Origin of the sequence: Devosia sp., assembly GCF_039927955.1 — a bacterium.
In the GTDB taxonomy this organism is placed as follows: domain Bacteria; phylum Pseudomonadota; class Alphaproteobacteria; order Rhizobiales; family Devosiaceae; genus Devosia.
This window is the reverse complement of the sequence record NZ_JBDSUA010000050.1, coordinates 1-4,439: the sequence shown is the minus strand read 5'-3', so window position 1 is coordinate 4,439 and position 4,439 is coordinate 1. Positions and strand designations below refer to the sequence as shown.

Sequence of the window (4,439 nt, the reverse complement as noted above, 5' to 3'; positions counted from 1 at the left end):
ACAACCTGGCCCGGTTCACCCGCCGATCCAAACGCGCCTCCAAAACACTTCAGATGCTCGACGTGACACTTGCCCTGTTCTTCAACCGAAATCTCAAACTGAGTCCAAAGTGAACAGTCCCCCCTTGCGGGGGGGGGGTCAGGGAGGGGGTGAGTTCACCGCACCTCCAGTTTGCAGACCGCTAATTCCCGCCCAGCACACCAATATAGTCGCTGACCCAGCGCGAATAGGGCACGCACTCCGCCTGGGTTTCGCACTTGCCGATCGGGGTCTTCCAGAACTTGATCTTGTCGAAATTGTCGAAGCCGTTGGTAGCGCAGCCGGTATCGGTGAGCAGTTCGTTGCCCTTGCAGGCAGCAGGAACCACCGGCACGGAGCCGAACCAGGCGGCGACGTCGCCTTGCACCTTGGGAGAGAGCGAATGTTCCATCCACATATAGGCGCAGTTGGGATGCGCAGCGTTGGCGGCGAGCATGGTGGTGTCGGCCCAGCCGGTGGCGCCTTCCGACGGAATGGTGGAGGCGATCGGCGCCTTTTCAAGCTGCAGCGCGTTGACCTGATAGGGCCATGAGCCGGACGCAACCATGCCTTCGGTCTTGAAGTCATCGACCTGCACGGCAGCGTCATGCCAGTAGCGGCTGACCAGCGCGCGCTGGCCCTTGAGCAGTTCGAGCACCGCAGCATACTGGGTTTCGTTGAGCTCGTAGGGGTCCTTGATGCCCAGTTCGGGCTTGTGCGCCATCAGGTAATTGGCGGCGTCAGCGATATAGATCGGGCCATCATAGGCCTGCACGCGGCCTTCGTTGGATTTGCCGTCGGGCAGGTCCATCTTTTCAAAGACGACGTTCCAGCTGGTCGGCGCTTCCTTGAAGGTGTCGGTATTATACATCAGAACGTTGGGGCCCCATTGGTAGGGCACGCCATAATGCTTGCCATCCTGGGTAAACCAGACGCCGCCTTGCAGGCGTTCATCGACGGTCTTGAAGCTGGGGATCAGGTCGGTATTGACCGGCACCACCTTTTTGCCCGCGATCAGGCGGAGGGAGGCGTCGCCGGAGGCGGTGACCAGATCGAAGCCGCCGCCGTTCATCAGCGTCACCATTTCGTCGGAGGTGGCGGCCGTCTTGACCGAAACCATGCAACCGGTGTCTTTTTCGAAGCCCGTGACCCAGTCGTAGCCCTTGTCGCTGTCGCCCCGCTCGATATAGCCGGGCCAGGCAACGATGCTGACAGCGCCTTCGCCAGCCCCAACGGTCGTCATTTCCTGCGCCAGAACCGCCCCGTTCATGGCCACCGCTATCGTCAAGGCCGCGCCGATCCTCAAAATGGATGTCATCAAACTCTCCTTGCTTCGGCGGCCACGCCAACGCGCAGCCGGTCCCTAACCGGAGCGTATTGCACTCATTAACAATCGCAAATTTATTCGAGCGATGGGTAATATCGGAATTTCCGATAGCTCACGGTCTGGCGCGGACCAGATGCTGCTGCTGGGCGATACCGATGAAATCGCGCGCCGCCTTGGGCAGGCCCGATCCACGCCGCCAGACCATGCCCACTTGCACCACCGGCAGCGCGCCCGAAATGTCCCGGCTTTCGATGCGGTCGCCTTCCAGCGACCAAGGCCGATAAACCAGATCGGGCAGCAGCGCGATGCCTGCCCCGGTGGCAACAAGACTGCGCACCGCTTCGACCGAGCGGGTACGAAACGCCACATGCGGCTTGGCGCCCAGCGCCGACAGCAGCTTGCCGGTGTTCTCCTCGGTTTCGTCCACCGTCAGCATGATCAGCGGTTCGGAGACGATATCGGTCATGACGATGATTTCGGCGGTGGTCAGCCGATGACCGAGCGGCAGCCACAGACGATAGGGCGAGGTTTCAAAGATTTCGGCCTGCAAGGCGACGCGGTCGCGCAGATTGGAAATCACCATCACCGCCACGTCGAGTTCGCCGCCGATCAGCAGGTGTTCGAGATAATCGCCATTGTCCTCGATGGCCGAAACATCGACCGCTGGATGGGCACGGCGGTAGCGCGACAGCAGGTCGGACAGGACATAACCGGCGACCAGCGAGGTGACGCCAAGATTGAGTTTGCCAGCGGGCGCCGCATCGTCTTCGACGAAGCTGCGGCGGGCATCGGAGACATCGGCCAGAATGCGGGTGGCATGGCGATAGAACTGATGACCCTTGTGGGTGATCGCCAGCCCGCGGCGATGGCGCTCGAACAGCGAGACGCCAAGGTCGCTTTCCAGTTCCTTGATCGCGTCGGTGACGGCCGACTGGCTGATCGACAGGCTTTGGGCGGCGCCGGAGACCGTGCCTTCCTCGGCAACGGTGATGAAATATTGCAGCTGCCGGATCGTGAACGCCATGGTGGCAGACTAGCCTTGCGCTGGGCTGTGGGGAAGACGTGACGGGCCTTTAGTCCGTGTGCGCTTTGGCCTAGCTTGCCTGCCACTCAGCATCAAGGACCGCAACCATGGCGACCATATTCAGGATTACAGCGATCAAGACCTATGCGGTCTGGGTTGGCATCCGTAATCAGCTTCTGGTCAAGGTCGAGACCGATCAGGGTGTGTTCGGCTGGGGCGAAAGCGGGCTATCGGGCCGCGAAAAGGCGGTAGTCGGCGCCATCGAACACTATACAGAATTCCTGCTGGGCAAGGATGCGTTCGCAGCCGGAGCGATCTGGCAGGAGCTGTATCGCAGCCAGTATTTCGAGGGTGGCCGGGTGTTGCAGGCGGCGATCTCGGCGATCGACCTGGCGCTTTATGACATCAAGGGCAAGGCGCTGGGCGTGCCGGTTTACCAACTGCTGGGTGGCAAGCAGCGCGACGTGATCCCCACCTTTGCTTCGACCTATGGCGAGCCGGGCCCCGCCATGATCGAACAGGCACAAATGCTGATCGAGCACGGCTGGAACGCCATGCGCCTGTCGCCCTCGGGCCATGAGAACAAGGACATCTACGAGCCGCGCGAGACCATTGCCAAGACGGCGAAATGGCTGATCAAGGCGCGCGAAATGCTGGGCGATGAAGTGGTGCTCGGCATTGACCTGCACCACCGCTTCTCAGTGGCGGAAGCGGCGAGTTTTTGCCAGAAGCTGCCATCGGGCACGCTGGATTTCCTCGAAGAGCCGATCCGCGATGAAACGCCGGAAGCCTATGAAGCGCTGCGCAAGATGACCGAAATCCCGTTTGCCATTGGCGAGGAATTTGCCAGCAAGTGGCAGTTCCTGCCCTATATCGAGCGCGATATTCATCAGTTCAACCGTATCGATGTCTGCAATGTCGGCGGGCTGACCGAGTCGATGAAAGTCGCGGGGTGGAGCGAGGCGCATTACGTCGACATGATGCCGCATAATCCGCTGGGGCCAGTGTGCACGGCGGCAACGGTACATTTCTGCGCTGCGGTGGCCAACTTCTCGTGGCTGGAAACCCGTGCTTCGCCGGCGGAGACCCATCTGGGATTTGATAATTCCGAGTTCTTCCCGGTGCAGCCGCGCTTGCAGGGGTCGGTCTATCCGGTCTGCGATTTGCCGGGGCTGGGTGTGGAGGTCAACGAAGCGCTGATCGCCAAGCAGAGCTTCAAGTTCTGGGAAGCGCCGCATCTGAAACGGCGCGATGGCTCGGTGACTAACTGGTAAGAAAAAAGCCCCGGCAAACCGGGGCTTTTTGTTGCTGTAGCGCGGTGGATCAGAACTCGTCCCAGTCGGCTTTTACCGCCGTGTTGCCGCGACTAATATAGGTCTTGGCGGCGGCCTTGATCTTGTCCTGCAAAACCCGAACGCCGTTGCGCGGTGCTTCCAGGATCTGTTCTGGGGCCTGGGCGGTCTGCGTCTGACGCGTGCCGTCGATGGTGAAGATATCGACGATCCGGTCGAGTTCGGAGGCCTGGGCCTCGGTCTGCTCGATGGCGGCGTTGGTCTGTTCCACCAAAGCGGCGTTGTGCTGGGTCATTTCATCCATCTGGCGGATGGCGATGGTGACTTCATCGATCGAGGAGGCCTGTTCGCGGCTGGCGCTGGAAATGCCCTGCATCAGCGTGCTGTTTTCCTGTACCGCCGCCAGAATGGCGTTGAGCTTGTCGGTGGCATCAGCCACCAGCTTGGTGCCGCCCTTGACCTCATTGGCCGACTGTTCGATCAAAACCTTGACCTCGGAAGAGGCGCTGGCAGCAGATTGTGCCAGGCGGCGCACTTCGACGGCGACCACGGCAAAGCCCTTGCCGGCATCGCCCGCACGGGCCGCTTCCACCGAGGCGTTCAGCGCCAGAAGATTGGTCTGAAACGCGATATCGTCGATCAGCCCGATGATATTGGAGATTTTGGACGACGACGTGGTAATCCGGTCCATCGCCGCCGTCGCCTCGACCATCACCGCGCCACTGGCCTCGACTTCGGTCGATACCGCCCGCGCCTTCTGGCTGGCCTGCTCGGCATG

Annotated in this window: 4 protein-coding genes; 1 reads left to right on the top strand and 3 read right to left on the bottom strand. The window is 61.1% G+C overall.

What is annotated here, in order from left to right:
* Positions 1–181: 181 nt before the first annotated feature.
* Positions 182–1,288 carry an ABC transporter substrate-binding protein gene (locus tag ABIT12_RS13280; RefSeq protein WP_407065620.1) on the bottom strand — a complete coding sequence of 369 codons (1,107 nt, stop codon included), beginning with the start codon at positions 1,286–1,288 and terminating at the stop codon, positions 182–184.
* 169 nt (positions 1,289–1,457) lie between these two features.
* Entirely contained in the window at positions 1,458–2,369 is a 912-nt protein-coding gene (locus ABIT12_RS13275) for a LysR family transcriptional regulator (RefSeq protein WP_348044160.1), read from the bottom strand.
* Positions 2,370–2,476: 107 nt separating this feature from the next.
* Here ABIT12_RS13275 and ABIT12_RS13270 point away from each other — a divergent pair, with 107 nt between their 5' ends.
* Positions 2,477–3,643 carry a mandelate racemase/muconate lactonizing enzyme family protein gene (locus ABIT12_RS13270; protein ID WP_348044158.1) on the top strand — a complete coding sequence of 389 codons (1,167 nt, stop codon included), beginning with the start codon at positions 2,477–2,479 and terminating at the stop codon, positions 3,641–3,643.
* A gap of 49 nt (positions 3,644–3,692) precedes the next feature.
* Here ABIT12_RS13270 and ABIT12_RS13265 read toward each other — a convergent pair.
* Positions 3,693–4,439 (bottom strand): methyl-accepting chemotaxis protein (locus ABIT12_RS13265; protein ID WP_348044156.1); only part of this gene is annotated, 747 nt, incomplete at its 5' end.

What these genes read in the sequence shown, in the direction of transcription:
- ABIT12_RS13280 (WP_407065620.1), bottom strand. Translation starts at nt 1,288, where the DNA reads ATGAACGGGGCGGTTCTGGCGCAGGAAATGACGACCGTTGGGGCTGGC.
- ABIT12_RS13275 (WP_348044160.1), bottom strand. Translation starts at nt 2,369, where the DNA reads ATGGCGTTCACGATCCGGCAGCTGCAATATTTCATCACCGTTGCCGAG.
- ABIT12_RS13270 (WP_348044158.1), top strand. Translation starts at nt 2,477, where the DNA reads ATGGCGACCATATTCAGGATTACAGCGATCAAGACCTATGCGGTCTGG.